Source organism: Bartonella sp. AS69XJJH (assembly GCF_042195585.1).
Lineage (GTDB): Bacteria > Pseudomonadota > Alphaproteobacteria > Rhizobiales > Rhizobiaceae > Bartonella.
The window spans coordinates 1-23,778 of the sequence record NZ_JBHIOO010000019.1; the positions used below are offsets into that span (position 1 = coordinate 1).

Genomic DNA, 23,778 nt, shown 5'->3' on the forward strand with positions numbered 1-23,778 from the left:
GAAAATGATATTCTTTTAACAGACCGTGAAAGTGCAAAATTGCTTCATATGAGTGTCTCAACATTCCGCCGTCATGTAACCAATGGATCTTTGCCAAAACCTTTAAAATTTGGTTTTTTATCGCGTTGGTTACAATCAGATCTTATCAATGTCATCGAGCAAGCAAAACAGCAACGTTATAACGACGCGGCATAAAAAGAAAACCTTGTCACGTAAGGACGGGACAAGGCTTTCTCAAGCTCATCAACCTGGTGCTTTATTTGGTGTAAATTCAAGGCTTTCTCTGCTGAAGCAAGACTTAAGGCTGGCATTCAAGTTGTTCTGAATGTTTTTTACAATAAGGGCTATTTAAGCGTCTCTCAACACTTCGCTGAGGCATGACAGCACCAGGACGACATATGGGAAGATTGTCCGATTTATGGTTTTCACACCATTCTTGTATTGTAAAGCTAGGGCGAAAACCTGATTGCGCCATACACATTTCAATACTGGCAAATTGATTCAAATCTAGCGCCACAACCTTATTAAGGTCCGGTACTCCACATTCTAAAAGTATTTTATTTCTCCATAATGCTGGAGAAAGTGAGGGAATTGAGTTAACACATCCAGTGATACTTAACAGAGCTATGCAACTCAATATTTTTAAGATTTTCTTCATTTTTCCCCTCTTTCAATGGATTTATTTACGATAAAACAGCTCGGAAGCTTGTTGATATTTTCTGTCACGACTGTTTAAAACAATGGTGAACAATGTTGAGATGACGAATTGAGAAAACAATCGCGCCATTCCAAGCAAAGGAACGGAGGGCGGATTGTTGGTCATCACAAACAAGACTTAAGGATAGCATTCATATTGTTCTGGATGCTTTTTACAAAAAGGGCTGTTTAAGCGCTTCTTGACACTGCGCCTCGGGATGACAGCACCAGGCTGACAAATGGGAAGGTTTTCCGCTTTATGATTTACACACCATCCCCCCCCCCTTTCTTCATAGCGGAATCCTGATTGAACCATGCAAGCATGAATTGTTGCTATTGCATTATTACTGAGCTTTCTACTTTCTGGAAATACATCATAAGGAGCTGGCATACCACATTCTAACAATGCTTTTTTTACCTCCAGCCTATCTGCTCCTGGCTTCTCCCAAGCAGTCAAGTATCCTGAAGGAGGCTTATTAAACTGACATCCAGCGATACTGAATAGAGTTACAGCACTTAATAATTTTAAGGTTTGTTTCATTTTTTACTCCATGATTTACTTGAAGGAACTTGTTCACGATGAGATGTGCCATAATTATATCTACACTTATTGCCCGCATCTCCAAGACAAGTATGGGAACTTATGGGATTCATGGTCACTCTCCACCATTCTGTCAAAACGTTACTACCAGCAGGTATTGTCTCGTAGGTATAGCCATTACCGCCAATAATTCTGCTTACAAAGTCATATCTATTCCCATCAAAACCAATAGTGGTTTGTTTGCCATCACTCACATAACCTAACAGACCGGATGCAACTAAAGCATTAAAGGCTGGTCCATAGAAATTGATATTCGTGTTTTCGTTAGCTATCCCGTGCACACCTTCTTGTTTGAAAGAATACAGCATATTCCCCAATGTCATGGTACCACGGCTATGTCCATAAAGTTCCAACCCTGTAATACCATGGCTATACACCAAATCTTTTGCTTCTTGTGTTGAATTGGTCAAACCCCAAAAGTTATTTTCCATAAACTTCTGATAGCCCGCGACCAAAAGTTCTGAGATAGCAGAATCCGCTTGGGGGAACACAACAAAATAAAGCGGATTATTTTTATCCTTCGCATGTTGCTCTGCATAAACAGCGGCTTCCTCTGGTGGAGTAAAGATGCCATTAAAGGACACATGCACCTTGCCATCAGCACCCTCTTGTAAATGCTGCTTTTCTTCATCCGTTAAATAATGAAACTTAGGGATAGGTTGTCCACGAGCGTCTTCTATAGGCTCCCCATTTGCATCTATTTCATAGAGTATATTACCCTTTTCATCACGGTCGACCACGGCGATGGGGTGCTCTTTGATAAACATGGTTTTATAGGAATCATCGCTGTATTTAAAACCTTCTTCTAAGAGTTGGGTTGCCATTTCACGGTTTTCATGGACGATTTGTTCCAACTTGCCTACATCGAGCTGTTGTACACCCTTATGGGCAGTGGCAGTATCACGATTAAGGGAGGCTATGGCTTGTTCCACGTCTTGTCCTGTCAATGCCTTCTGCCCTGCTTCATCAGTAATGACGATGGTGCCATCGCTAATGGCAGATTTGGTGTATCCTTCCTCTGAATCTTTAGCTTTTGAATGATCTAAGAGATTTTTAGCAATGTTTTTCCCGACACCATATTTGCCCTGATACATGGGACCACCCGCAGAAATGCTTAAACCTTGGCTGCTAGCTTTAGCATGCGCACTGTTGCTGATATCACTGGTGCTGATGCTTCCTGTGGTTAGGCTGTTTTTGTTCGCCGAGGCTGTGCTGGCAATGATGCCTCCGGTTAGGGTCGTTTTATCTTTAACGTTGATCTTAAAGCCGCCATCACCCGCTTTGATGCCTGATTGTTCCACAACACTATGATAATCGCTGGAGGATTTATCCTTGTTCAAGGAAATATTGGTTGTGGCTGTACCCTCCTTTTCTCGGCTATTATAACCAATGGAAAAAGAGTTTTGCTTGCTAGAACTTTGTCCAGTATCACTGCGGCTGGTAATGGCGAAATCACCCCCTACTTCCATTTCTACTTGATTTCCAGAAACCACGGCACCTGCCAATGTGGTGTTTGCCCCACTCGTGGTATGAACAGTGCCGGTGCCTATAATATGGCTGTTTTTGTGTTGAACTTCCTCACTGGAACCCTTACCTTTACCAAAAGAAGCATTCCCCATCCACCCTGTACCACTGGTACCATAACTATACCCAACATTCATCGAAGCGCTTTGGTTATGGTTTTGTGTGCTTTGCGTGTTTTGCGCACTTTCAAAGGTGATATCTTCACCTGCTTCCATAGTGATCTTTCCGCTCTGTGCATCATTTTCCAGCACATAGATTGGATTAGTACCAGCAATAATATCAGCGCCAACACCATGAATGCTGCCTTTGTGGGCTTGCATATTAACAGCGCGTCCGCCTTCTATTGTACCTGTTACCGCAGTAGAGGTCTGAACAGAGGCTTCTGCCTTCTCTGTCTTAAAGCCCACGGTTACGCTGGCAGAAACATCAGCAATATCACGAATAGACTGTTTATTTCCACCTTTCATCCCATTATAAAGACCTTTGCCTTTGCTATAGAGATCATAGCCTTTTAGACCAGCAATAAGACCATTGCCGATTTTGTGTTTTGTATCCCCATGACCAAAACGTTTGGCTGCATCCCTTACATCTTGTACGGCACCAAGAATGCCCACATTGACAGAGCCTGTCACACCAGCAAAAGACTTTTCATGCTTTTCTTTTGCGTTAGAGGTATCATAGCTTTCTGATAGGGTGATATTATTGCCAGCATCAATGTTGACATCACGATCCGCCGAAACATTGGCTGCTTGCATATTTACATATATTCGTCTCCATACCTTAAATAAAAAACCTATATCAAGGCGTTTTTTTCAAAGTGTGTTTAAATATTTTGATAATGGAGGCTGTTGTGAATAAACCAGTGTTTATAAAATCTGATGAAATTCTCTTAGTGATGTGCAAAAATGACGTGCAAAATCTCGCTAAATATGGAACTTTCTTCGAAGAAAAGGACATTATCAAATTTATCGACCAAGCCGATAATGCTGTTCAAATCTTGCGTATCGAACCTAAAACAAACCAGTGTGAAAATATCTCTGAAGTTATTGCCGAATTCTATCTTAAAGAATGTGAAGAGCAGTACTTAAATGAAAACATACCTCACGATTTTATTAAGCATAGTTCGGCATACGTTTTTTTTAGAAGAAATCGAACAGCAGCGATATGAAGATGAAACATACGGGACATCTGAACAGCAAAACCGTTTAACTCTTTGGGATGTCATTCCAAACTACCCTCACTATACAGAGCGTTTTTTAAAAGACGGCCCCCTTTTCAAAAAATTGACCACACAATGCAATGCCGTTCTTTTGCAAAGAACAACAAAGGCAGAGTCTAACTTAAAGGAGTAAAATCATAAAAAAGAAATACGAAATGACTGATGAAACAACCGAAATTGATGGCAAAACGCTCCGCCGCTTTCGTGCTTTAAAAGATTTTGGTTATATCTTTGGTAAGGTTAAAGCAGGTGATTTAGGCGGCTTTATAGAAAATGAATACAACTTAAGTCGTGAGGGCAACTGTTGGATTTGGCATGATGCCATATTTTTTGGCGATGCAAAAATTTACAACAATGCCAAGGTATTTGATAACTCAAAATTTTGTTATTTTGCAAATATTTATGAAAATGCAAGTGTTTATTGTAATGCAGAAGTGTATGGTAACGCAATAGTTTACAGAGCTTTAGAGGTTAGTGAAAGCAGTATTATCACAACGGACGAGAAGCAATAAATTATGTATGAATATGAAATTAACCCTACTTTGTGTTTGCAGTTAGTTGTGAGAAATACCTACAATCCAAGTAAACTTTGTATCACTATCTCTGGAGATAATGGCGAGCCCTATGTAGATGCCATAATTTCTAAAGACAAAGTAGAAGCTTTTTTGAGTGAAGATAATGTCGTGCAAATGGAACTTAAAAAATCGCAATACTTTGCATTCTCATACGAATTCAGACCGTTTGTGTGCACAGGATTTGACATGACACCACCAACCTCAGATAAATCTTTCATATTGACGCTATATTCTGATCCTTGTGCATATCTAAAATGCATTCCAATTGTTCGGATTGAAACGCTGTGCATGCTCAATGACCCGCATATAGCTATAGGCCAAGGCATGGTGGGATTCATCAATCACCAATGCATCAAGCAGCGGTAATGATGGCAAATTGCTCTCCCGCGATAGGGGTTGCACTATGGCAGAGGCCACTTGGCCATCCCAGCTTTTCTCATTCGCATTGAAAATACTGGTGGAAAGCGCTGAATTAACCCGTTTGAACTTGCCCTCATTTTGAAAGGTCAGCTCATCACAGTGAGCAAGCACACAGGCGCGTTTAATATCGCGTTCAAACATGTGTCCCAGCACTGCTGAAAGCATGATCGTCTTGCCTGCACCTGTTGGCGCAACTGCAAGCGTATTGCCGTGGGTATAGAGCGCATCAACTGTCTTGGAGACGAGCTCCTTTTGTCTTGGTCTGAGTAACATGCCGCTCTCTTAATCATTGTGCCCATAACAGCAGGTTGCTGGCAGAACTTGCAGATGCAGACCGATCTTTATTGTATTGAGCCGCAAAAGCTGCGCCGGATACAGCCCCCATCAGGGAAGCATACTCCTTATGATCCGGTGTGATGGACAGTTTGATGACGTTCTTGTCGTCACCGTTATGGTCTTTCTCTATATCGATGCGGGCTGCAAACTTGACACCATCCAGATCACCAAGGCCGTTGATACAGCGGGCATTCTGAGCAGCTGGAGAATTGTCCTTGTTGGACACGCCGCGAGACGCGTTCATAATCCCTTTGATAAACGTGCAACCAATATTGGCCCAATCCGGTCCTTTAGAACTATAAAGCCCAATCAAGCTCCAAATTTTGTGGCGGGCATATTTGCCTTCCAACACCACAAACTCACAGTTCAAATACACTGCGCCTGTGGTGTTACTGCGTGTCGCCCAGCCACCCGACGCATCATCATAGCCGCTGGGCTTAATGGTCATAAGAACCTTAGCCAGCGTTCCTTTGGGGATGACATCAAATCCGCTTTGATCATCTGCACTATTAAAATCGTTTCAACTCATTCTTGTCCTCCTTGTGTTTCGTTGTTTTGTTGGGAATCAGGGGTGCTGCTGGCAAACGCGTCCTGTTCAATTGAGAACATGAGGCGTTCGGCAGCAGGCTTAGTTTTGCCCACAATCTTTTGCATGAGGAGGCCAAGATGAGGCTCTTCCATCAGATCAAGACGACCAAAGCGGATCCTTGGCGGAGTATCCGGCATCACTGATGGTGTGGCTGATAAAGGCTCAAAATGACTTGCCTTCGGGGCTTATCATCTCAGTCATAGTGATGATCTGATCGACAATACTGGGTAGCTCTAATGCGGTTTTGCTGCCTTCAATTTTTGGCTGGAAGAAACGGCGATTAAAATCGTCGATCTTTTCGTCCAAAATGCCGACAAACCAGATATTCTTGCCGCGTGTGCGCTACAGATGCGTGAGCCACGCGATCATTTCCTGACCATGTAGGCCGTAGGCACCACGAGTACCAGGCTTTCCATTTTTGTCAGAAAATGCCTGCGGCTAGCCCTTGCACCAGTTAAAACACATACGTCCGCAATCGTGATGCTGTCGAAGATCGTGTCGTATCTATCAAGTGCTCCGGCATCACCATATTTGGTAGTGACGGCATCATAATGGGCTTGGCTATATGGCTGATCATCACGCAAGACAGGGTTCGGACCACCAATAAAAGCCGCAATATTGCGGCAGACCTGCCATGTGCGCGGACGAATGGTGTCGCCTTGCCAGCCTTTGATGGACAGATAGCCAGCCTCAAGATCAAAGAACAGCGTCTTTTCAGCGGGAAGCGTCCAGAGCAGTGATGTTTTGCCGATACCGCTTTTACCGAAGATGCACCCTTTGATGCCTTTGGTTTCTTTCAAACGTTCATCGGCTGAGATGATAGGAAGGCTCATTGGGCACCTCCTTTGCGGGAGAGTGCATCCACAATGTTTTCAGCGCCTAATGCACCTTTAGCACGCGCTTCTGTGTAAAGCTCACAGATGGCAGACAGGCGCTTATAAATGGCGCTTTGTTCTTTATCCAAAACCTGTATGGCAAACGCAATATCATCCAGAGTTGCCTCATGGATCGGTTTGATGGTATTTTCGGGAATAGCACCAAGCGCCAGAATTTGAATAAATGCCGGAACATGTTTGGCGTAGTAGCTGAATTTAATCAGTTTTTGTAACAATGATTTAAACATGAAACCTCCTTGATTTCGTGGGTTAAAAATTGCTCTTTGGTCATGTCGTCTCCGGCTGCTGGGTTCTGACGCCGCCCAAAGAGCAAAGCGGTCGCGGTATTTCCTGTTGGGGTCTTCTATTTCCGCGAGAACCCGGCATATTTTCTTGCCTTCAAGGAGTTACTTACCGAAATGGATCAAAAACTGTCGGAAGCTCAGTGCAGATATTCCGCAAAGCCACGTTCCTTCAGCGATCCGCGCAATTCGGACAGCGTCCCGTAGAGGGTTGAACGTGGGGTTTTTGTTTTTCGGGAGATTTCACTGATGCTGAGCGTCCGCAGATCAATCAGCAGCAACACCAGATGCGACGGCATCTGCTGAACAGCCTGTTCAAGGTCGATTTGAAGATCGCGGCTGGTCAGGTCTTCAGTTGTAGGGTCAGGCAAAGCATTATCTTCGCCGTCCTTATCCTCAAGCCATGCATCGAGTGAAAAGTTACTGATACGAGAGCCACGTTTTTGTGCGCGGGCTGCTTCAATCAGGCTGGCACATTTGTGGTTGAGGATGCGGTCAACAAAGGTCGACCATTTTGCTTTTTCGGGATCATAAGCCTTCTTTCGGGATATATAATCCAGCATGAGCTCTTGCTCGAGGTCCTCGACTTCTACGCCATGAATGGCTGAATGCCGCATCAGGCTGCGTGCGTGATAACGGACTTGGTTTACGACATAAGAATGAATGCCTTCATAGTTGTTTTTGCTCATGGTTTTGTCTCCAATTGCAGTTAGCCGCCACAAGGGCGGGTCAACTGGGACTGGCGAAAACTCACTGAAGGCGGGTGAAATGGGCCGTTTAAAGAGATACAAAAACAAAAAAAGCCCCGACATGCAGGGCTTTGGTGGAGGCAAATTTTTTTGAAAAAAATTTCAAGGTGTTCGGTGAAATTTCACCGAGGCGAGATTAGGCAAATCCAAAATACTTCAATTGCTCGCCCTAAATATCTGGAAATGATGTTTGCATATCTTGCAAGCTCTATTGACGTAGCTGCGTTCCATCCAATATGGCTCTTTTAATCTGCGGAGCAAGCTGATTCAGGCGCAATATCCGTGACATATAGGAGGTGTTGATTTTGCGTTGGCGCGACATGTCAACAATTGATTTGTAGCGTCCCGTATCAAGCAAGTTTTGCCAGTAATAGGCTTTGGCTGTCGTGAGAGTCTCATCCAGTTTAGAGGCTTTTTGAGGCGGGGTCTTTTGATAGAATTCGGGGAAAAATGAACATTTTTTACCACCGTATTTCTCGATCCGCATCAGCACCCGTATTGAAATCGTATTGTTCGCCATCATTTTTACGCATTTATCCATGCTTGCTCCTCCAGTTTCTTGGTTGAAATGCCTTGCAATCGCTTGTCTTGCTCATCCAATTCTCGCGCCAAACTCTCCATGCATGCAGCCATGATCCAAATGTCGACCAACCCATAATTCACAACGACTTTTTCAATCATCAGCTCAAAGATGCGCTGCTTTTCAGCTGGATAAAGCTCTTTCCAGATCGGAACGATGTCATTCAAATTGCTATAAACCTCATGCTCCGTAATGGACTCATCCTCTTTTTTTGGCTTCTCGCCATGTTTCCATGATCATCTCCGGCGAGGAAAAAACAGCTTGAAGCTGGTTCAAAATCAAAGATTCCATTTCGTTTGCGCTGACGTTACGAACTTTGCTGTAGTGTTCACAGGTGTAATAGTGATAAAGCCTGCCACCTTTTTTACGGGTATGGTTTGCTACCAATCCACATTCACATTCGCTGCACTTCAAAAGTCCCATCAAAATGGCCTTGGTTTTCTTCCACGTGATTGTGCCTCGTTTGATGGTGTTCTCTTTCACGGGTGGCGCGAACTTTATTCCATGTATCCATATCAATGATAGCTGGATGGCGGCCTTCGTAGATCTGGTCCTTATGTTTGATCTTGCCGATATAGATGGGGCTCTGAAGAATTTTATAGAGAACGCCTTTATCCAGTGCCTTGTCACCGATAACGCGTCCGTTTTAGTCGTACACTACTTACTGAGAACTCCCATGCGCGGCAGCATCTTTGCCATTTCTATGGGGGATTTGGTCATCAAAAACAGATCAAATATTTTACCGATGCCCTCAGCCTCATCTGGTTCAATTACGAGCTTGCGGTTTTTCACCACATAGCTCATAGGCGTAACACCGCCCATTCACATGCCTTTGCGTTTGGATACCGCCAATTTATGGCAGATACGTTCGCCGATAACTTCACGTTCAAACTAGGCAAAATGTTCAGTGTCAATCGGCCCATCGATGTGGTGGTGTTGAATTGCTGGGTAACAAAAACAAAAGACACTTTGTGTTCTTCAAACAGCTCAATCAACTTGGCAAAATCAGCCAAGGAGTGGGATAAGCGGTCAACCTTGTACAACAACGACCGTATCAATCAAGCCACTTTTGATGTCATCCATCAGGCGCTTTAAGTCCGGGCGATCCATATTGCCGCCTGTAAATCCGCCCTCATCATCGTTATCAGGAAGCTGAAACCAGTCTTCATGCTTTTGTGAGGCAATGTAGGATTCACAAGCCTCGCCGTTGGGAATCAAAGCTGCTGAACTCCATATCCAAGCCTTCTTCGGTTGATTTACGCGTATAAATCGCGCAGCGTTTTTTAGTGTAGTTTTGCTCAATGTTTGCTTTCTTGTGCTTTGTTGTTCAATCCGAAGAAAGCAGATCCTGACCAGCTGCTGCCTGTTATGGACAGCACAACTTTGGACAGGCTTTTGTATAGGCAGCCTGCATATTCATAACCTTCTTCTAAAATGGTGACCTGATATTCGATGCCTTTATATATTCAATGCCTTTATATTCCCGCACCAATTTGGTGCTGGGGATAGGCCGCCGATATTGTATCTTGCGCTTCGGCTTGCTACTTGTGCCTGATCCAAGTAGGTCATTGGCCTGCTGCTCGATCCGGTTCTCGATCTGCAGATCAACGCCGTAAGCAAGCTCTTGCAGGCGATAGGCCAACCTGCGGACAATATGGCTCTTATGACCAAACCGAGTAGCTCGTCCTGATACACATCTCGCCACAATGCTTTTAGGTCAGATAACGGCATGTTTTGGAGTGCAGCGACACGCGCCAGAAGTGTTTTATTCATCTGTTTCTCCTTGGTTTTTTGGTTCTTCGTCATGGGCATGAACGCTTGGAAAAACTCTGAAGTCTAATGAATTAGAGGGATGAGTTGCTACTTTCTGACAGTTAAAGCGCATCTTTCAACGCAGGATGCCAAATGCCAGTAAACGAGCCACTTCATTGCAGCGATCTCGTTCATTGATAAGGTTTGGGGAAAATGAAGACATCGGTGACCTGCTTGAAAATAATTTAGTCGTTCAAGGAGTTACTTACTGAAATGACTTGAAAATTGTCGGTTCAGTCAATGCTGTGCATTGAATCAAAGTAGGCTTGCGAATCAAAATAACCTAATTTATGCTAGACTTTTATTTAAATTGAAAGAAAGCTGTGGAGTAGCTGACAAACGCGTAGAATGCGTTTTTACAGGCTGTTGAACGCTTGAGATGTGCCATGGGGATATCCACCCACGGAAGTACAAGAGTTTGCTGTGGAATTGGGTGTGAAAGGACCCAGTGTGTTTGAAGGGCTCAAGAGACTGGAAGATAAAGGCTACATTCGCAGACAGGCGCGAAAAGCGCGATTCATCGAAATCCTTCACGCACAAACGTCATATAAAACCAATCTGACGGCTGTTTTTTTATTGGGGATGGTAGCAGCTTGCCAACCGATTCTTGCCCTTGAAAACTGGATTGGTCAGGTCATGATGCCAAGTAGTGTGCTGCACGGGAAATACTTTGCGCTCAAAGTACAAGGCGACAGTGTGATTGATGCTGACATTTTCAAGGGAGATTACGTTGTTGTGCACCAACAGCCAATTGCTAAAAACAGCGATATTGTTGGGGCTATGGTCAGCGAAGAAGCCACTGTAAAGCGGCTAACTATTGAAGGGGAGCATATTGAACTGCACCCTGAAAATCAGAAACTAAAACCCATCATCATAGGACAACAAGATGAACTTAAAATAATTGGGAAGGACTTACAAGTCTGCTCGGGCACGTCTGCTCGGGTGTTGACACTGAATCCCCCCCCCTGTAACGACGAAACAGAAGATTGGCGATGTCGAGATATAATCCAAAGGTATTCACAAATATAGACAGCTTAGGCGAATTGGACGCTGGGCTTCTTATTCAACTATTTAAAAAGTTTCCAAATTTTTTTAAGGCGCATGACATTAGTCTTGAAAATGGAGTGCTGAATTTTGAAGAGGTCACAAAAGCATTTATCTGCCCCAATGATAGTGTGCAGGATTCTGATGAAACCAATGAGTTAATGGAAGCACTGCAGCTGATAACAGAAATGTCTAGTCAGGATGCAATGGACTCTCTTTTACTGGCGGCTAAAAATCAAAATATTACGATTAATTATCAGCCAAACAGTTCTCCTGCGGATATTGCGCTTTATTGTTTTTTAAACCAAGAAAACCTTTTTCACACAGAGTATGCAAAGGCTTTAGTTAAAAATTACAGAGGTTTTAGCTTCTTCTGGGGAGATCAAGGACAAAAGCGAGATTTTCCAGTCGTATCTGAAGATATCATCACAGCACTACAGTCTGAACTCGATGAGTGGTTTGCCAGCAATAACCGCCTCAGAAATTGTCGGGTTTATATGTTTCCACAAGGTCATCGGGTTAGTATCGTGATCAAGTATGGAAAGCCTCTAAAGCGAGAGCTGAAGATGAAAGATGGCGAAACGCAGAGCATTTTTTATAATCCACAATGCCATGATCTGCTGATTTATAATTGTAACACTGACGACATCAGTGTGAGGACTGATGGGAAAAAAGGTCAGCTGCCAGAATATCTGCGCTGTATCGGGAAGCACATATTTGGCAATGAATCTTATTTTGCAGAAAAGAAAGTCTTTTCACTCGATAAATTGCGTGAAATCCAAACCAGCGCTCATAACTTTGCTTCTGTAGATGGCATAGAAGACGTCAGGCTCGTGGAATTACAATATGATTGGGGCGGTGAAATTGAGATTAGAAAATCTGGAAATCTTTTGGGTACATTAATAAGGAAAAATGGACTTGAGAGTACAAGCAAGGCAAATATCATTTACGCTAAGTTTAGTGTCTGTTTTGAAGGTAATAATACGCCGCGTAAGGTTGGTATTCGTTCCGGAAACCAAGCAACATTTGGTAGAGACGAAGACAGCTTGATTATTGAAGACTGGATCAATGATCAGCAATTAATTATTCCAAAAAATCCGAAAAAAGAGGCATCACAATATGTGGAAAAAGCTCGCGAATCTGCCTCGGCATGAACATAACTATGCATTTTTAGTCAGGCATTTTGGTGAAACGGATATAATTACATCGCTGTTTGATCGCACAACAGTTCTTGATGATAACCTTCATTGTGAAAGTGGGTATTGTTGCGGTAGGCGTATTTGTAAAATGCCTAACGGAAAATTGCTGGCCGTGTGCAATGATGATTCATCGAATTGTCCAGAATTAGAAATCTCAGATAACGACAGACGGATATTTTCTCTAAACTTGAAGAAAATAGCAAGTCTGATTGCTAATCTCACAAAAAACATATCTATTTTCAAACAAGATGTGCAAACTATTGAGGGCTCCTCAAGTTGTATAAGAGTTGGCTACTATATTCCTCGGGGCACCATTCGTTATCCAGTTTTCTTTGGAATCGACATTTACGATGGAGATCTGGAAAGCATAATCAACCATGTGATTGGACTTGACGAATCAGCCATTTTGCTTCTGCCGTCCATTGATAACATCGGACAAGCTAGAATTAATTCTATTCGTGCCAAAGGCTCAGATTTGATTGGATTACAAAATTTGCAAGGCGAGAATTGCTTGCTAGACGCTGAAAAAACTTTGCAGAGCTTTAACTCATTTTTTGCAAATATCAAAGACCCTGATCCTAAAATAGAATGTAAGAAATTTTCTAGCCCATCAAGTGCTTCATGGGATAAATTTATCTTTGAGTGGCAAGAAGAACAGCTTCTAAATGATGAGCGTACACAAAAGGCCCATAAGAGAGAGGTAATCATAGTCACCTGTGGTAATGAAACCCAACGCTATGAGCCAGCAGACCTTCATATGCTGAATAAGAAAACTAACGAGCCAAATTTACAGTGGGTATTGCTTACAAGCTTTATTAAAAAACAAGGCATTATAGGATGGAACGATCAGGTTGCCGTCAATAATATCAATATCAAAAATCTCAAAACACAAAAGAAGGAACTGATTAGGAAACTTAAAAAAGCCTTCCGGCAGAGCGAGGATCCTATACCTTTCGTTAAGAAGAAAGGTTATACGTGCCGTTTTACCTGCAGAGCTCCAGAAAACACGTTGTAAATGCTAGGCATAGACTGGTGCAAACTGGTCAATTGCCAACCCCTTGATTTCCCATGACTAAAAGTTGATTTCCCATAACTAAAAGCTCCCTACTTCGCTTTAAAGGGGCATATATAGGAGAAAAATTAGAGAAAAATGGGGGAGAGCTTTATAGAGGGTAAGTCAATTGCAAATGGCAAAAAAGCCCGCAAATGTTGGGCTTTTGAGGTTATGCCATTTCGAGCATAGACAAGTTCATTTTGTGTCAATTTCATTTTGTGTCAATGGCGGAGAGGAAGAGATTCGAACTCTCGAGAGCCTTTTGAGCCCTACTCCCTTAGCAGGGGAGCGCCTTCGACCACTCGGCCACCTCTCCAACAGAGAGGCATAAATGGTATCAACAGAAAGTTCAAGACATTTTCGATTTTTTTCCCAAATATCTGAATTTTTTTTCCTATTGAGCCCATAGGGATAAAAAATTAACAAAACAAAAATTGTGACTTTTTTACCACATTATCTCGAATAGTACATGTATACATTACAAAAAGGTAATTTCATATTTGAAACTCTAAAAAGATTAGTATAGCTAAGATAATAAGTGCCGCGTATTTTACTTATGTCTTTGCCCTTAATGCGTTAGGTAAATAATACTCTTTACAAGAAGATTAAACGGACCTCGGAGATCCCATATGAACATTAAATCCCTCTTTTTAAGCTCTACAGCAGCTTTTTTAGCAATTTCTGGAGCACATGCTGCTTCAACAGTTATCGCCGAACCCGAACCTGTAGAATATGTTCGCGTTTGTGATGCCTACGGAAAAGGATATTTTTATATCCCTGGAACAGAAACCTGCATGCGTTTATCAGGAAATGTTCGTACTGATTTTATAGGCGGTGATAATATCGATGCAACAACCGAAACTGAACTAAGAGACAAAAGAAAAACCTATGGCGCAGCATCACGGCTCACCCTTGTTTTTCAAGCAGCTTCTGAAACAGAAATGGGAACACTTCGTTCATATGCAAGAATTTTCTCAAGCTGGGGTGATGGTAGAGACAACGCTGCTGCAAGGCTTGCAGCCGCTTACATTGAACTTGGTGGTTTTCGCGTAGGTCTTGATGACACAATTTTCAACAGCTGGACTGGTGATTATGGAGATGTTCTCAATGATGACAGCATAGCGCCTGCGGGTACAACACGCACCAATTTTATTTCCTACACCTTTAGTGGTGACTCTGGTTTTTCTGCTATTATCGGCGCTGAATTAGGCAATAATGCAGATGCTCTTCCTGGAATAAGCGGATACTATATTGATAAAGATGATAAGCTTGTTCCTATCATGAAGGATACTCTTCCAAGTAAAGCAATTAAAAATTACACACCCAATGTGGTTTTGGGTATAAAGTTTATGCAAAAATGGGGTGGTTTTTCAGCGGTTGCAGCATATGATACTTACTACAAAAAGTGGGCTGGAAAAGTACGTGCAGATTTCAATATCAACGATCGTTTCAATCTATGGGTAATGGCTGGTTATAAAAATGGCCTTGATTACTACACAGTGAATGAAAATGATGAGTTATCACGACAAAGCACAACGATCTATGCAAACTGGGGTGGTAAATGGGCTGCTTGGGCAGGTGCCACTTACAAGCTTACGCCAAAAGCAAATTTGAATGCACAAGTTTCTTATAGTGCTGTAAAAACCTTTGCAACTTCTGTAAATATTGCATACACATTGGTTCCAGGATTTGTGATTACACCTGAATTAACCTATGTTAATTGGAATGATGATCGCATTGTGAAGGATCAAAATAATAATGAAAAGCATTTATTCAATAAAAAAAGTGCTCTTCAAGGTATGATCCGTTTACAGCGTTCATTCTAATCCTATTTAAGCTACAACTTTTGAAACCTAGCAACTTATGTTGCTAGGTTTTATTTTTAAAATGAAACATCATGAGCATCTTTCTTGATCCTTATTTTCTTGTCTTTTTGAAAAAAAATTACTGACTTTCACCAAAACATTCTCAGAAAATTAACCTGATGTGCTTGATAAGAACACTGCATACCTGGTGCTTACACATCAATTCAAACAATCTCTTGCTTGCCCTTTAAAGTGTAAGCAAACCCCTTCGCTTTATTACCAAATTAATCTTTCTTGGTAATTTATACCTAACCTTTGTTAATTGAGGTCATGATCTTCTCAGATAAATTCTGCACTGAACAAATAAAATATTGAAAAAACAAAACATCATTGTGTTTTTGATATGCATGAATGTGTCTTCTATTAACATCCTAAAACACAATACTTTACAACACTGCCTCGCATTAAAAAACTTAATTATCAATAAACATGTTGTCAAAATGATGCAAATATCCCCTAAAGCAGTAAAAGAGAAAATAGATATATATTCAAAAAATGAATTAACCTCTTCCCCATCTAAAGAATAGAGACTCCTATCAGTAGCAATCTATAAACGACCCTATTTTTCTTGAATCTGCATCACATTGATTTATAATGACAATTTGTTGTTTTACATGCTGAATGAGAGTCCAGAATAGCGTAAGATTCCCCATTTCAGAGCTATTCCATGTTTCAATCAACCAAAACCATTCACTTGTACACGACAAGCGGAAAGAGCCGTATGAATAAAAACGCGTAAAGAAAACCCTTTTATGAATCGTTTTAAGTTCCAAGGGCTGTAATAATATTGAGATAAGTGTACGACAGTGCTAGGCACTTTTATTAAGCATAAAAATGAGGATACACTTCATAGAGGATTTTAGATTATATTCTTTATAAACGCCACTGTAAAATATGTGTTGAGATACACACTAAAAGACATTTCTTTAAAACAAGCATGTAAATATACAATACAAGTTCATTTTGATTGAAGCGTTTTATCTTGCGTAAGGAACATGCCATTATACACGCAACATCTTGACTTTACTTGTTTTTAAAGGAAGCAAAATATAAGACAACAAAACAGTAAAATTTAATCTCTGCAAATCATAAAACATTCTATAGCGTTATTTTTTCATAAAACGCCTTATACCGTACATGAGATTTTTTACACGATTAATGCCATTTTTACATAAAGCCCATTGGCAAAAAGCAGCCTCTCTTGATAATAAAAAGGCTTACACGTCATCATAACCATATTTTCAATTAAAACACGTTGAATTCACGGAAAATATTTATCAACCAATGCATAAAGAATTGCTACTGTTTCAACATCTAGAATTCCATCATAATTTTCTTGACGAAAATGAAGTTGGAATGCGCGGATCAAATTTTTATATCCTGTTTGGGTACATGCAGCAGAAATGTCATATCCATAACATTTTAGCTTCGCCAAAACATCTTCTTTGGGCGGAAAATTCTTAGAGAATTGCTCTTGATAATGACTTTTTAGTTCATCATCATACCATGCTCCTATACCTGCCTTATAAAGTTCTCTCCATGGGAAAGCTGCTCCTGGATCACTTTTTCTTCCAATAGCAATATCACTATGTCCCACAACATCAGTTGGCATAATATCGGGATACCGTTGAAGAATATTCAATGCAAGTTCCTTAACGGCATCAATTTGTATTGGATTATAAGGAGGAAATATCCCCCCCTCATCATGATAAGCCATAAAATCAACTGTCTCTTCTGGAGACTCAGAATGACCAGTCGCTAAATTAACGATTTCAATCCCGATAGATGCATCATTGAGATGACTATGCCCAGCCCATGAACTCACACCCGCATGCCATGCACGCTCATTTTCATCAACCAGATTAAAAATACGCATGTCCTTAAAGCCTGCCTCACGATATGTCTGCTCTGAAGGATCAGGAACAAGATAGTGTGCACTAACCTTTTCTCCTGTAAGCGCCATAATCGAGGCTTTAAAATCAAGAGCCGTATAATGCATGACAAGAAAACGAACGCGACGATTAAAACTCTTGACAGAACGATAACTGTTGTAATCAATCTGATACATAAAAGCCCTTTCTTCTTTGCTAAAAAAGACCACTGCGCATCACAACAGATAGGACACGAACTGTTAAAAAATGCAATGAACTTGCTAAATACTAAGAATTACGCCTAAAATTTGTTCATCAAAAACATTGACACTCTTATCAACAATTAAGACACATTTTTATTTCTCTCCCACACACGTGTAAAATATTTTTAACCACATTCACAAACACGCCGCATTAAATATTTTCCCAAACACATTCCTACAAATTACCAATCGAAAGGAAAACAAAAGCGTAAAATGATCACTCCTTAAATTTTCACGTCTTACAGAAAAAATAGTTCTTCCTGTTATCAAATTGAAAAATACCGCCTCTCGGAAGCGAATACCCAACGGATCGTGCAATCACACAAAAAATTAAAGGAAAAATTTTATGTACTCTTTACAATAATTTATTATCAGATAACTGAATGGCATATATTCGCAATAAACTAGATATGTTTTTCAATAAAATTTGCAAAGCCTTCCTGTAAATGACACGACTTCTTGTCTTTTCACAACATTGCTTTTTGATTTACAAAGAATCTCAATTATTTACAATGCTTGAGGCACATGAAGTCTCTCAATTCCTTGTCATCAGCTCTATGAAAGATAACATCTTGATTTATAATAATAATTAATCATTATAAATATTGAATGTAGCGAGCCTAATATCGTAAAATTTTTCTTAATCTTGAATCAATCAAAGTCATTTAATTACACATCAAAAGAAAGTTTAAGCTATAGATAAAAACCACTTAAGAAAAGGATCAAAATACTTCTTATATAGAATGTTCAATAATTGGAGCAATATTTTTACGTCTTCATAGAGGTTCATTTGCTTTTCTCAGTTTGCAAAACTCTTTTTAAAACCAACCAAGCTGCATATTCTTGTAAGACAGCACCTAAAAGTGGTCGCGTATAGGGAAAAGTTACACGATCATCACCATAACCTTTCATCCGTATAATCATCGTGGCATGTCCAAGGCTTTCTTCTTGATTTTCTAATGTCTCCAACGAAGGCTCTAGGCTCACTTCAACCTCAAGCTTTGGAATATTTTGTGCACTTTTTTCTATGGGCTGAAAATATTTTAAAAGCCGCGGATCACTAGAAAACCAATGAACTTCTGCATATATCGCTAATTGTTTAGAAGCAGTAGTAACTTCTGCACCAACCAAATAGGGGTGAAAATGATTTTCAAATTCTTCCACGAAATGTTGTTCCAAGGGCGCTTCTGATTGACCAACAAGCTGTACAAGAACATAAGGGCTTTTCCATAAAAAATGCCGTTCGAAGGGTTCATTTTCAAAATGATCATCAACCCACTGCGCAATGGTACTTTCATCAATTCCAATCAAAGTCCATGCATACTCCGCACGCGATACAAAAGAATATTTCTTCTCATTATGTTCTAAATAATTCTCTAAAAGCGCAAGAGCCTGTGATGGCGGACCAGGCAAAACAACAAGCGTACTTCCATCGCAAGAAAGATAAAACCCCGGTGCTGTACCTGTAGGATTATCAAGCACGATTGCTGTCTTAGGAAACAATGCTTGACGCGCATTACTCTTATCCACCAAAATCCCTAATCGTTGTAATTGACCTTTTATTGTTTGCCAAACATCTTCATGATGTACCAAAGGCTGCTTTACAGCTTGAGAAACCGCATCCCGTGTTATGTCATCTGATGTTGGTCCCAATCCCCCGCTGATAATGATAAGATCTTCTTGTCCAAGACAAGAAACAACAGTCTCACTGATTTGCTGTAATTGATCAGCACAGACAAAATGACGTGTGACTTGAATATTTCTCTTGTTTAAGCTTTGGCTTAAATCTTGTAAATTCGTATTCAAATATTGTCCTGAAAGGAGTTCATCACCAACGGTAATAATCGCCGCCCGACAAACAGAGACAGAATTCACAAGAGAATTGCGAACAGCTTCAGCCATTTGACGCGTAGAGGCGCCCCCTCCAAGATCATAAGGTACAGTTTTTCCAGCACGAATAACCTGATCAACACTCTCAGATAATTGTTTTGCTGCATCTTTAAAGCCTAAATGCTCTAAGAGTAAAGCCGTGGTATAAAGCATGGCAGAAGGATTTGCTTTATTTTGTCCAGCAATACGTGGTGCGCTTCCATGAACAGGTTCAAAATAAGCCATTTTACTTCCCACATTTGCTTGAGATGCAAGCCCCAATCCCCCCATTATCCCAGAGCTAAGGTCAGAGAGAATATTGCCAAACATATTTTCAGCAACAATCACACCAAACTGCTCTGGCTTTGTTGCAATCCACAAAGCAACCGCGTCAACATTATGAATATCTGCTTCAATTTCCGGATAGTTTTGCGCAATCTTCTCAAAAATTTCTCGAGAAAATTGACCACTTTCCCACATAACATTTGGCTTATCAGCGAAAGTAACCCGCCTAAAGCCATATTTGCTTGCATAAGAAAAAGCGTATTCAAATAACCGCTCTAAACCAAAGCGTGTCTGCAAACGAACTGTCCACGCAGCTTCCTCTAGCCCATATTTTGTTAAATTTGGATGTTTTAGCCAAACGGCTGTTTCAGGAGAAATACCCCGAAAATCCAATCCAGCATAAAGGCCTTCACTATTTTCTCTGATAACACAAAAATGAAAAGGTTTTCTCGGACCAAAGATGTATCTTACAGGGCGTATATTCGCAAACAACCCTAATTTTTGGCGAAGTTGAAGCACGGGAGAAACATAAGAAAGTCCTTTCTCCCTTAAATATGGTGCAAGTTCTTTTAAAGCCTCTTCTTTTCCTTTGCTGGTCACAGCCCCAAGTAAAACAGCATCACTTTCAGCAATTTTTTGCCAAGTCGCTTGAGGGACAGAATCTCCTTCCTGTTTCCAACATTCAAAACCAATATCGCCATAAGTTAATTCAATCGGCAATTGAAATTGCTCTAAGACCATCAGCGCAGCATTACAAACCTCTGGTCCTATCCCATCACCAGGTAACACAAGAACTTTCTTTTTCATAATCCCTCCATCCACTCATCAATGACTGCATTCGTCATAGTAGGATTATCCTCCCACAAACGCGTAGCAGCACCAGAGATAATCTTATATTCATGGTTCAGATTATGACTTTTCGTCTGATTATCTAGCGTTGCAAGTTGCGACTTTTCTCCCACTAAAGCTAAAAACTTCCCCTTATACTTAACTATTTCATCTCTAGCATCTATTTCTAATAAGAGTTTAAACCCTCTTGTCATGCGTTCAATTGCCACGCTTTTTTGTTTATCGGGAATCTCCAATAAAACTCTTTTTTTCAGAATACCAGAAGGATGCATAAAACCATTGAGTATTTCCAAAGCCCCAGACAAATCATTATTTTCTAAGTAAACAAGAATATCTCCAAGGCGCCGTTTCAAAACCTTATCAGGATAGCCAGGTGCATTCACAGCAAGTACAGCTTGAACATTGGGAAGCCGTGCTGCCAATATTTGTACCAATGTTCCAGCCATCGAAAATCCCACAAGCACTGCGGGTTCTTTAAAATAGCTTTTAAGTTTTTCTGCCATAAAAGATAAAATATCTACAGCAGAATGATTGAGAACATAAGAACTCTTAGGAAAAAGAGAAAGGGTATCCAGCAGAGTGACTGGAAATCCTTTTGATAAGCATCGCTTTGTCAATGGAGAACAAAAAACACCACCATCCCAAATTGGCATTACAGGAGAAAGAATAATAATAGGAAGTCCCATTGATCAATTCCTCCCCTTATTTAAAACATGCATTAGAGCCAGAACTTTTCCTACCCAATATAATGAAAATATGTTGAAATTCTATGCTCATATTCTCCCCTCATAATAATCGATTTGTTAAACTCAAACCTAAGCTTGTAACAAATTTTAAATCCACTTAATCCAGAAACTTAATAAAAAAAATTCATCTAATGTACAGGTACCCCATTCGTAAAAAACATCAAAAGCATTTCCGCATAATACTTTCTTTTTATCATTTCACTCAGTTTATTTCTGAAGTCATAAAATGACGCGCTTTGCAAATATAAATGATAAAACCAATCGCGCAACACACAGCTAACAAAGTTGCCATAGCCCGTGGGCTATGGCCAGATATCTTTCCGATAACCGCTGCACTTAGTGCCGCACTTCCTAATTGCAAAGATCCCATGACACCAGAAGCCGCTCCAGCAGCTTTCGGATGCGATGAAATAGCCAACGCCGTTCCTAAAGGCAATAAAAAACCATTTCCAAAAGTAAGAACAGCAATAGCCATAAAACTTGTCACAAGGGGCCATGGGCTTAGATACATTTGCAAAGCAAACAGCACACCACCTATCACAAAAATAATGTACCCTCTGCCCACAGTTTTTTCCATAGACTCGCGTTCAAAAAACCATCGCGCCAAAAGATTTCCCAAAATATAGGGCAATGAGACACCAATATAGCTATAACTAATGTGTATCGGTGATAACCCCAAAGTCGTGAGTAAAAAAGGCGACTCCACAATATAAGCAAAATAGGCAGCGTAAGAAAAACACGGAATAAGTGCATAAAAAATAAATTGTTTATTTCTGAGGACACCTAAATATGCCTTCATAAATCCTACCGGAGAAAAATGCTGCCGCTTCTGAAGAGGTAGAGTTTCGGTTAGCACAAAACAACACAGCAAAATGGTCAAAAATATAAAAAAGCTTAAAAAGATAAAAGTTGACTGCCAATGAAAAGCTTGTATCAAAAGTCCACCAATGAAAGGTGCAAGTGCTGGTGACATTCCAATAAAAGGGAAAACAATCAAATAAAGTTTTCCAGCCGCTTTTTTATCCAATAAATCATTGATAATTGCACGACTTAAGACAAGTCCCGCACAAGCACCAAGACCTTGCAAAAAACGTAACACAAGAAAAGCGTGAATATGAACCGTATAAATCACACCAAGTGTCGTAAACAACCACAAGAATAAGCCCAATAGAAGTGTTTTTTTACGCCCAAAATTATCACTCAGCGGCCCATAAATGAGCTGTCCAAGTGCTAATGCCAACAAAAAAACTGCCACAGCACTCTGAATTTGAGATTGTGTCACTTGATAATATTGACGCATCTCTCCCAGTGCTGGTAAAAAAATATCGGTAGAAATCAAACCTCCTGTTGATAAACACACGATAAGTACAATGAATAGCAAGTTATATTTATGAATCATAAAGAAAATCACACTTTTTAGGTAATTATTAAATAGTATTTAGTTAAATATAAAAAAATATAATTATATTTTATGCTTATATATGCAAATAATAGTTATTAAAAGTTTTATTATTTTACTTTATAAAAATATTACTTTTCTTATAGACAGCATTTTGTTTTACAAATTTTATGAGCTAAAAAGTTATCCCCTAAATAAGCTCTCCTGTACAAACACTTTGCTATAACACACATCAGCCTTTTTCATAGATATCATAGGTAAAATACACTGGTATTACATACCCTCCCCGCGACAACAATGGTATTTTTATACAATATCAAGTAAAATGAATCTACAAAATTCAAGGAAGAAAAACGGTCTATTAACGGCCCTACTCCAAAATTGCGACCATACAAAGCCCACTTCTAACACAACAATGAGCTATGAAGAAGACCCTCTTAACACAAATCAATTGTGTAAAAAATCTTGATCTATTCTCTATACCATAAAATATAATGCCTTCTCTGCAAGCCAACTCACAACTAAATATATCTTACTCATTCCATGAAACTCTTCACCTAAAATAAATAGCAAAAAATTATCGTGTAACATATTAACAACTATGATGTCATAACACTTCAATAAGCTTTTTCTTTAACTTAATCCATGATCTCTTATAATATTCTGCATTGAACATTATTGATAGTTATTTTTATCTTCAAATGCGCCTTCTAATCTCATTTTATAAATATTCTTCCCATAAGAACAGTAACACTTTTATAAAAATAAGCAGATATACCCCTTACTTTATAAGCTAGAAACCAATAAACGATAGTATTCAATTTTTTTAAATTATTCTCTTACATGAGAGATTCGATGATAATATCATACGGATAGCCTGCCTTTTTCAGGTATAAGTAAGATATTTTGGATTGTATAACCCCATTTTACTTCTCATAACAAACATTTGTTTAAAGTATTTTCCTATCCCTTTTTGGCGGCTCTTTATCCCTTTTGGAACATAATTGGCAAAAAGACATTGTATCTCCAGCATATTCAAGGAGATAAAACATGGAA

Annotated in this window: 28 protein-coding genes, 1 tRNA gene and 2 pseudogenes; 7 read left to right on the forward strand and 24 right to left on the reverse strand. The window is 40.1% G+C overall.

The genetic code is table 11. From position 1 onward, the window contains the following. Window positions 1-195 (forward strand): helix-turn-helix transcriptional regulator (locus ACFIK6_RS07730; RefSeq protein WP_375677518.1); only part of this gene is annotated, 195 nt, incomplete at its 5' end. A gap of 103 nt (window positions 196-298) precedes the next feature. Here ACFIK6_RS07730 and ACFIK6_RS07735 read toward each other — a convergent pair. The 4 genes and pseudogenes from ACFIK6_RS07735 to ACFIK6_RS07750 form a co-directional block, all read right to left on the reverse strand. Next, window positions 299-658, reverse strand: coding sequence for a hypothetical protein (locus ACFIK6_RS07735; RefSeq protein WP_375657355.1), 360 nt, complete (start codon window positions 656-658; stop codon window positions 299-301). Between the two features lie 21 nt (window positions 659-679). Further along, window positions 680-823 carry a hypothetical protein gene (locus ACFIK6_RS07740; protein ID WP_375677519.1) on the reverse strand — a complete coding sequence of 48 codons (144 nt, stop codon included), beginning with the start codon at window positions 821-823 and terminating at the stop codon, window positions 680-682. A gap of 12 nt (window positions 824-835) precedes the next feature. Continuing rightward, window positions 836-1,237 carry a hypothetical protein gene (locus tag ACFIK6_RS07745; protein ID WP_375677520.1) on the reverse strand — a complete coding sequence of 134 codons (402 nt, stop codon included), beginning with the start codon at window positions 1,235-1,237 and terminating at the stop codon, window positions 836-838. Next, a pseudogene (locus ACFIK6_RS07750) lies at window positions 1,234-3,582 on the reverse strand (hemagglutinin repeat-containing protein); the annotation flags it as partial. The gene ACFIK6_RS07745 and the pseudogene ACFIK6_RS07750, both read right to left, overlap by 4 nt. 89 nt (window positions 3,583-3,671) lie before the next feature. Between ACFIK6_RS07750 and ACFIK6_RS07755 the strand changes: the two are divergent. Both ACFIK6_RS07755 and ACFIK6_RS07760 read left to right on the forward strand, forming a co-directional pair. Then, window positions 3,672-4,077, forward strand: a pseudogene (locus ACFIK6_RS07755) (hypothetical protein); the annotation flags it as partial. 118 nt (window positions 4,078-4,195) lie between these two features. Further along, complete coding sequence (locus ACFIK6_RS07760; protein ID WP_375677521.1) at window positions 4,196-4,552, forward strand: hypothetical protein; 357 nt, start codon at window positions 4,196-4,198, stop codon at window positions 4,550-4,552. A 312-nt stretch (window positions 4,553-4,864) separates the two neighbouring features. Here ACFIK6_RS07760 and ACFIK6_RS07765 read toward each other — a convergent pair whose 3' ends face one another. From ACFIK6_RS07765 to ACFIK6_RS07835, 15 genes are all read right to left on the reverse strand, one after another. Continuing rightward, window positions 4,865-5,308 carry a DEAD/DEAH box helicase gene (locus ACFIK6_RS07765; protein ID WP_375642536.1) on the reverse strand — a complete coding sequence of 148 codons (444 nt, stop codon included), beginning with the start codon at window positions 5,306-5,308 and terminating at the stop codon, window positions 4,865-4,867. A 13-nt stretch (window positions 5,309-5,321) separates the two neighbouring features. After that, window positions 5,322-5,819, reverse strand: coding sequence for a hypothetical protein (locus ACFIK6_RS07770; RefSeq protein WP_375677522.1), 498 nt, complete (start codon window positions 5,817-5,819; stop codon window positions 5,322-5,324). Window positions 5,820-5,896: 77 nt separating this feature from the next. After that, window positions 5,897-6,097, reverse strand: a complete 201-nt coding sequence (locus ACFIK6_RS07775) for a hypothetical protein (RefSeq protein ID WP_375657224.1) — start codon at window positions 6,095-6,097, stop codon at window positions 5,897-5,899. A gap of 228 nt (window positions 6,098-6,325) precedes the next feature. Next, entirely contained in the window at window positions 6,326-6,793 is a 468-nt protein-coding gene (locus tag ACFIK6_RS07780) for an AAA family ATPase (RefSeq protein WP_375642534.1), read from the reverse strand. Next, window positions 6,790-7,083: a hypothetical protein gene (locus ACFIK6_RS07785; RefSeq protein WP_375642533.1), complete on the reverse strand. Its 294-nt coding sequence runs from the start codon at window positions 7,081-7,083 to the stop codon at window positions 6,790-6,792. The genes ACFIK6_RS07780 and ACFIK6_RS07785 overlap by 4 nt, the downstream gene beginning before the upstream one ends. A gap of 194 nt (window positions 7,084-7,277) precedes the next feature. Next, window positions 7,278-7,826 (reverse strand): sigma-70 family RNA polymerase sigma factor, encoded by a 549-nt coding sequence (locus ACFIK6_RS07790; RefSeq protein ID WP_375642532.1) that lies wholly within the window; start codon window positions 7,824-7,826, stop codon window positions 7,278-7,280. Window positions 7,827-8,094: 268 nt separating this feature from the next. Further along, window positions 8,095-8,427 (reverse strand): hypothetical protein, encoded by a 333-nt coding sequence (locus ACFIK6_RS07795; protein ID WP_375642531.1) that lies wholly within the window; start codon window positions 8,425-8,427, stop codon window positions 8,095-8,097. Beyond that, entirely contained in the window at window positions 8,412-8,633 is a 222-nt protein-coding gene (locus tag ACFIK6_RS07800) for a hypothetical protein (RefSeq protein ID WP_375642530.1), read from the reverse strand. Before ACFIK6_RS07800 ends, ACFIK6_RS07795 begins: the two co-directional genes overlap by 16 nt. A gap of 31 nt (window positions 8,634-8,664) precedes the next feature. Next, window positions 8,665-8,889 (reverse strand): zinc ribbon domain-containing protein, encoded by a 225-nt coding sequence (locus ACFIK6_RS07805; protein ID WP_375642529.1) that lies wholly within the window; start codon window positions 8,887-8,889, stop codon window positions 8,665-8,667. Next, complete coding sequence (locus ACFIK6_RS07810) at window positions 8,861-9,100, reverse strand: recombinase family protein (protein ID WP_375657239.1); 240 nt, start codon at window positions 9,098-9,100, stop codon at window positions 8,861-8,863. The genes ACFIK6_RS07805 and ACFIK6_RS07810 overlap by 29 nt, the downstream gene beginning before the upstream one ends. Window positions 9,101-9,123: 23 nt before the next feature. Continuing rightward, complete coding sequence (locus ACFIK6_RS07815; RefSeq protein WP_375642528.1) at window positions 9,124-9,288, reverse strand: hypothetical protein; 165 nt, start codon at window positions 9,286-9,288, stop codon at window positions 9,124-9,126. After that, a complete protein-coding gene (locus ACFIK6_RS07820) occupies window positions 9,267-9,524 on the reverse strand; it encodes a recombinase family protein (protein WP_375657229.1) in 258 nt (85 codons plus the stop codon). Before ACFIK6_RS07820 ends, ACFIK6_RS07815 begins: the two co-directional genes overlap by 22 nt. Next, window positions 9,496-9,768 carry a hypothetical protein gene (locus ACFIK6_RS07825; protein ID WP_375657230.1) on the reverse strand — a complete coding sequence of 91 codons (273 nt, stop codon included), beginning with the start codon at window positions 9,766-9,768 and terminating at the stop codon, window positions 9,496-9,498. Before ACFIK6_RS07825 ends, ACFIK6_RS07820 begins: the two co-directional genes overlap by 29 nt. After that, window positions 9,765-9,932: a DUF2924 domain-containing protein gene (locus ACFIK6_RS07830; RefSeq protein ID WP_375657240.1), complete on the reverse strand. Its 168-nt coding sequence runs from the start codon at window positions 9,930-9,932 to the stop codon at window positions 9,765-9,767. Before ACFIK6_RS07830 ends, ACFIK6_RS07825 begins: the two co-directional genes overlap by 4 nt. Then, window positions 9,896-10,171, reverse strand: coding sequence for a DUF2924 domain-containing protein (locus ACFIK6_RS07835; RefSeq protein WP_375657231.1), 276 nt, complete (start codon window positions 10,169-10,171; stop codon window positions 9,896-9,898). Before ACFIK6_RS07835 ends, ACFIK6_RS07830 begins: the two co-directional genes overlap by 37 nt. A 488-nt stretch (window positions 10,172-10,659) precedes the next feature. On the opposite strand from ACFIK6_RS07835, the gene lexA reads away from it, so the two are divergent. The 3 genes from lexA (at window position 10,660) to ACFIK6_RS07850 (ending at window position 13,536) form a co-directional block, all read left to right on the forward strand. Beyond that, window positions 10,660-11,307 (forward strand): transcriptional repressor LexA, encoded by a 648-nt coding sequence (gene lexA, locus ACFIK6_RS07840; RefSeq protein ID WP_375642525.1) that lies wholly within the window; start codon window positions 10,660-10,662, stop codon window positions 11,305-11,307. Further along, window positions 11,271-12,476, forward strand: a complete 1,206-nt coding sequence (locus tag ACFIK6_RS07845) for a hypothetical protein (protein WP_375642524.1) — start codon at window positions 11,271-11,273, stop codon at window positions 12,474-12,476. Before lexA ends, ACFIK6_RS07845 begins: the two co-directional genes overlap by 37 nt. A gap of 133 nt (window positions 12,477-12,609) precedes the next feature. Beyond that, on the forward strand, window positions 12,610-13,536 hold the full coding sequence (locus ACFIK6_RS07850; RefSeq protein WP_375677523.1) for a hypothetical protein: 927 nt from the start codon (window positions 12,610-12,612) through the stop codon (window positions 13,534-13,536). Window positions 13,537-13,800: 264 nt separating this feature from the next. Here the strand turns inward: ACFIK6_RS07850 and ACFIK6_RS07855 are convergent. Continuing rightward, a tRNA-Ser gene (locus tag ACFIK6_RS07855) sits at window positions 13,801-13,891 on the reverse strand. Between the two features lie 313 nt (window positions 13,892-14,204). Here ACFIK6_RS07855 and ACFIK6_RS07860 point away from each other — a divergent pair. Then, on the forward strand, window positions 14,205-15,401 hold the full coding sequence (locus tag ACFIK6_RS07860; protein ID WP_375642522.1) for a porin: 1,197 nt from the start codon (window positions 14,205-14,207) through the stop codon (window positions 15,399-15,401). A 1,300-nt stretch (window positions 15,402-16,701) separates the two neighbouring features. Here ACFIK6_RS07860 and ACFIK6_RS07865 read toward each other — a convergent pair. From ACFIK6_RS07865 to ACFIK6_RS07880, 4 genes are all read right to left on the reverse strand, one after another. Further along, entirely contained in the window at window positions 16,702-17,508 is an 807-nt protein-coding gene (locus ACFIK6_RS07865) for an N-acetylmuramoyl-L-alanine amidase (RefSeq protein ID WP_375642521.1), read from the reverse strand. Window positions 17,509-18,360: 852 nt separating this feature from the next. After that, entirely contained in the window at window positions 18,361-20,535 is a 2,175-nt protein-coding gene (locus ACFIK6_RS07870; RefSeq protein ID WP_375677524.1) for an isocitrate/isopropylmalate family dehydrogenase, read from the reverse strand. Further along, complete coding sequence (locus ACFIK6_RS07875; protein ID WP_375677525.1) at window positions 20,532-21,263, reverse strand: alpha/beta fold hydrolase; 732 nt, start codon at window positions 21,261-21,263, stop codon at window positions 20,532-20,534. Before ACFIK6_RS07875 ends, ACFIK6_RS07870 begins: the two co-directional genes overlap by 4 nt. A 262-nt stretch (window positions 21,264-21,525) precedes the next feature. Next, complete coding sequence (locus tag ACFIK6_RS07880) at window positions 21,526-22,722, reverse strand: multidrug effflux MFS transporter (protein WP_375642518.1); 1,197 nt, start codon at window positions 22,720-22,722, stop codon at window positions 21,526-21,528. Between the last annotated feature and the right edge of the window lie 1,056 nt (window positions 22,723-23,778).

Excerpts from the sequence above, each read along its gene's own strand:
- ACFIK6_RS07790 (WP_375642532.1), bottom strand. The coding sequence starts at position 7,826 with ATGAGCAAAAACAACTATGAAGGCATTCATTCTTATGTCGTAAACCAA.
- ACFIK6_RS07860 (WP_375642522.1), top strand. The coding sequence starts at position 14,205 with ATGAACATTAAATCCCTCTTTTTAAGCTCTACAGCAGCTTTTTTAGCA.
- ACFIK6_RS07880 (WP_375642518.1), bottom strand. The coding sequence starts at position 22,722 with ATGATTCATAAATATAACTTGCTATTCATTGTACTTATCGTGTGTTTA.
- ACFIK6_RS07765 (WP_375642536.1), bottom strand. The coding sequence starts at position 5,308 with ATGTTACTCAGACCAAGACAAAAGGAGCTCGTCTCCAAGACAGTTGAT.
- ACFIK6_RS07795 (WP_375642531.1), bottom strand. The coding sequence starts at position 8,427 with ATGGATAAATGCGTAAAAATGATGGCGAACAATACGATTTCAATACGG.
- ACFIK6_RS07845 (WP_375642524.1), top strand. The coding sequence starts at position 11,271 with ATGTCGAGATATAATCCAAAGGTATTCACAAATATAGACAGCTTAGGC.
- ACFIK6_RS07805 (WP_375642529.1), bottom strand. The coding sequence starts at position 8,889 with ATGGGACTTTTGAAGTGCAGCGAATGTGAATGTGGATTGGTAGCAAAC.
- ACFIK6_RS07865 (WP_375642521.1), bottom strand. The coding sequence starts at position 17,508 with ATGTATCAGATTGATTACAACAGTTATCGTTCTGTCAAGAGTTTTAAT.
- ACFIK6_RS07780 (WP_375642534.1), bottom strand. The coding sequence starts at position 6,793 with ATGAGCCTTCCTATCATCTCAGCCGATGAACGTTTGAAAGAAACCAAA.
- ACFIK6_RS07870 (WP_375677524.1), bottom strand. The coding sequence starts at position 20,535 with ATGAAAAAGAAAGTTCTTGTGTTACCTGGTGATGGGATAGGACCAGAG.
- ACFIK6_RS07740 (WP_375677519.1), bottom strand. The coding sequence starts at position 823 with ATGACCAACAATCCGCCCTCCGTTCCTTTGCTTGGAATGGCGCGATTG.
- ACFIK6_RS07770 (WP_375677522.1), bottom strand. The coding sequence starts at position 5,819 with ATGACCATTAAGCCCAGCGGCTATGATGATGCGTCGGGTGGCTGGGCG.
- ACFIK6_RS07735 (WP_375657355.1), bottom strand. The coding sequence starts at position 658 with ATGAAGAAAATCTTAAAAATATTGAGTTGCATAGCTCTGTTAAGTATC.
- ACFIK6_RS07775 (WP_375657224.1), bottom strand. The coding sequence starts at position 6,097 with ATGCCGGATACTCCGCCAAGGATCCGCTTTGGTCGTCTTGATCTGATG.
- ACFIK6_RS07875 (WP_375677525.1), bottom strand. The coding sequence starts at position 21,263 with ATGGGACTTCCTATTATTATTCTTTCTCCTGTAATGCCAATTTGGGAT.
- ACFIK6_RS07745 (WP_375677520.1), bottom strand. The coding sequence starts at position 1,237 with ATGAAACAAACCTTAAAATTATTAAGTGCTGTAACTCTATTCAGTATC.
- ACFIK6_RS07760 (WP_375677521.1), top strand. The coding sequence starts at position 4,196 with ATGACTGATGAAACAACCGAAATTGATGGCAAAACGCTCCGCCGCTTT.
- ACFIK6_RS07850 (WP_375677523.1), top strand. The coding sequence starts at position 12,610 with ATGCCTAACGGAAAATTGCTGGCCGTGTGCAATGATGATTCATCGAAT.
- ACFIK6_RS07815 (WP_375642528.1), bottom strand. The coding sequence starts at position 9,288 with ATGGGCGGTGTTACGCCTATGAGCTATGTGGTGAAAAACCGCAAGCTC.
- ACFIK6_RS07785 (WP_375642533.1), bottom strand. The coding sequence starts at position 7,083 with ATGTTTAAATCATTGTTACAAAAACTGATTAAATTCAGCTACTACGCC.